We start from the raw sequence: 2,882 nt of genomic DNA on the forward strand, positions 1-2,882 counted from the left end.
GCCTGCGAGTCTTCGGGTGTCATATGAATGCGGCGTGTCAGGCCCATGGCAGTGCCATGACGATGAACGGGAGCCGGCCGCCGGTCGGGCCGGGCCGCGCCGCCCGGCTCAGTCGACGAGCGCGGGCTCGCGCGCACCCGCGGGGGTGCCCGCGGCCACCGGAGCCGCGGCGAACACCGGCGGCGCGGCATGCACGCCGCGGTCGATGATCTCCAGTCGCCCGTCGTGGTGTTCGACGATGGCCGTCAGGCTCTCGACCCAGTCGCCGTCGTTGCAGTACAGCACGCCTTCGACGAGCCGGATCTCGGCGTGGTGGATGTGCCCGCAGACCACGCCGTCGGCGCCGCGCTTGCGTGCTTCGCGCGCCACTGCCACCTCGAAGTCGTTGACGTAGCTCACGGCGCGCTTGACCTTGAACTTCAGGTAACGCGAGAGACTCCAGTAGGGCAAGCCCAGGCGCCCGCGCGCGATGTTGAGGAAGCGGTTGATCTTGAGGACGAACTCGTAGGCCTGGTCGCCCAGGTAGGCCAGCCAGCGCGCGCACTGGATGACGCCGTCGAAGTAGTCGCCATGGGTGACCCACAGCCGCCGCCCGTCGGCGGTGACGTGCATCGCGTCCTCGACGACGTCGATGCCGCCGAAGTTGTGCGTGACGTAGCGGCGCGCGAACTCGTCGTGGTTGCCCGGCACGAACACGACCCGCGTGCCCTTGCGCGCCTTGCGCATCAGCTTCTGCACCACGTCGTTGTGCGCCTGCGGCCAGTACCAGCTGCGGCGCAGCTGCCAGCCGTCGACGATGTCGCCGACCAGATAGAGGGTGTCGCACTCCACGTCGCGCAGGAAGTCCAGCAGCGCATGCGCCTGGCAGCCCGGGGTTCCAAGGTGCAGGTCGGAGATGAAGACGGTGCGCACGCGCAGGCGCTCGGTCGGGTCCAGATCATCGGCGGGCGCGGGTGGCGGCGTGTCGACATGCATGGACTCTCATGATCGCGGCCCGTGATGACGGCCGCGTGAAGGTCGGTGAGCGCCCCGGCCTCAAGCAACCGGAGTGGGGCATCGGCCAACACCGCAGGGGTTTGTCATCGAACGGACATGCTTGGTGCAAAGACTTCCGCGTCCGTTTCATTGACGCTGCCTGTGCGCAGCCCCTTTCGGAGCCTCGAGTCCCATGATGAACAAGACCCTTCCCCTTCTCGCTTTGGCCGCCGCCGTCGCGGCCGCAGGCTGTGCCTCCTCACCCGCCGGGTTGGGGGGCCTGCCCGCCGGCAAGTTCGTGACCATGGCCTGCGCCGAGAACAAGTCCTTCCAGATGCGCGTGAGCGACGACGGCCGCACCATCCGCGTGCGCGCGCACCAGGGCTCGGCCGAGCTCGAGCGGCAGGCCGACGGCCGCTACACGGGCGAAGGCTATGCACTGAACCCGACTGCGGAAGGCGGTGCCGCGCTCGAGCATGGTGGCAAGAGCCAGGGCAAGGCCTGCAAGCCCTCGGCCTGAGGGCGAAAAGCGAGCCGGTCGGCCTCGCCCGCCTGGCCAGAAACCGTCATCAAAGATCGCGCGACCGTCACATTACCGTCACGAGGCGGCCGTAACGTGACATTCATCGCACCTTCACCCCCCATCGACCCCGGAGTTCCATGATGCGCAATGTCGTAGCTTCCTTCTTCTCCATGGCGGCGCTGGCCGCCGCCGGTGCCGCCGTGGCCCAGTCCGTCAAGGTCGACGGCTCCAGCACCGTCTTCCCGGTTACCGAGGCCGTGGCCGAGGAGTTCCAGAAGGCCAACAAGAGCCTGAAGGTGACGGTCGGCATCAGCGGCACGGGCGGCGGCTTCAAGAAGTTCTGCCGCGGCGAGACCGACATCCAGAACGCCTCGCGCCCGATCACCGCCAACGAGATGAAGGATTGTCGCGCCGCCGGCGTGCAGTACATCGAACTGCCGGTGGCCTTCGACGCGCTGACGGTGGTGGTGCACAAGGACAGCCCGGTCTCGGAAATCTCCATCGACGACCTCAAGAAGATGTGGGAGCCGGGAGCCCAGGGCAAGGTCATGCGCTGGAGGGATGTCGGCGCGACCTTCCCCGACGCCCCGCTGCAGCTGTTCGGCGCCGGCGCGGACTCGGGCACCTTCGACTACTTCACCGAGGCGGTCACCGGCAAGAGCAAGTCCAGCCGCGGCGATTTCACGGCCAGCGAAGACGACAACGTCATCGTTCAGGGCGTGAGCCGCAGCCGCAACGCGCTGGGCTTCTTCGGCTACGCCTACTTCGAAGAGAACAAGGACAAGGTCAAGGGCCTGGCCATCAGCTGGAAGGGCGGCAAGGCCGTCGCGCCGAGCGCCGCGAACGTGCTCAATGGCACTTACCAGCCGCTGTCGCGCCCGATCTTCATCTACGTGAACGCCAAGTCCCTGGCCAAGCCCGAGATCCGCGCCTTCGCCGAGTTCTACATGAAGCAGGCGCCCAAGCTCGTGTCGGAAGTGAAGTACGTGCCGCTGCCGGCCAAGGCCTACGAGTACAACCTGGCCGCGCTGCAGAAGGGCCGCATCGGCACCAAGATGGGCGGCGAAAACAAGGTCGGCCTGACGATCGACCAGTTGATGACGCTCGAAGCCAAGGAGTAGACCTCGCGAGCCCGCCGCCGTCACCCGGTAGAGGAAACCCGGGGACGGCACGCACGAGCCCACCCCGCGGCCACCCACGCCGTCGCGGGGCGGTGCTCCGATGACCGGTCCGGCCCGGCCGCTGCATGCGGCCGCCTTCGGAAGAGAACGCCAGGAGGAGCTTTGGCTGCGATTCCTTACCCTGCCGCGGTCGGCGCTACAGTCGACCCGATGCGGCTCAAGCACAAGGCCACGCGCCACCTCAAGGAACGGTTCATCGAACT

Annotated in this window: 3 protein-coding genes; 2 read left to right on the forward strand and 1 reads right to left on the reverse strand. The window is 67.6% G+C overall.

Features of this window, described 5'->3' with window-relative positions; all coding sequences use genetic code 11:
- Positions 1–108 precede the first annotated feature (108 nt).
- Complete coding sequence (locus Q0C12_RS14800; protein WP_290891549.1) at positions 109–975, reverse strand: UDP-2,3-diacylglucosamine diphosphatase; 867 nt, start codon at positions 973–975, stop codon at positions 109–111.
- A gap of 196 nt (positions 976–1,171) precedes the next feature.
- Between Q0C12_RS14800 and Q0C12_RS14805 the strand changes: the two genes are divergently transcribed.
- Both Q0C12_RS14805 and Q0C12_RS14810 read left to right on the forward strand, forming a co-directional pair.
- Entirely contained in the window at positions 1,172–1,495 is a 324-nt protein-coding gene (locus Q0C12_RS14805) for a hypothetical protein (RefSeq protein WP_290891551.1), read from the forward strand.
- A gap of 143 nt (positions 1,496–1,638) precedes the next feature.
- The gene (locus Q0C12_RS14810; RefSeq protein ID WP_290891553.1) at positions 1,639–2,619 is read left to right on the forward strand and encodes a PstS family phosphate ABC transporter substrate-binding protein; all 981 of its coding nucleotides are present in this window, start codon (positions 1,639–1,641) and stop codon (positions 2,617–2,619) included.
- The last annotated feature ends 263 nt before the right edge of the window (positions 2,620–2,882 follow it).

Origin of the sequence: Arenimonas sp. (assembly GCF_022842045.1) — a bacterium.
Classification (GTDB): Bacteria; Pseudomonadota; Gammaproteobacteria; order Xanthomonadales; family Xanthomonadaceae; genus Arenimonas.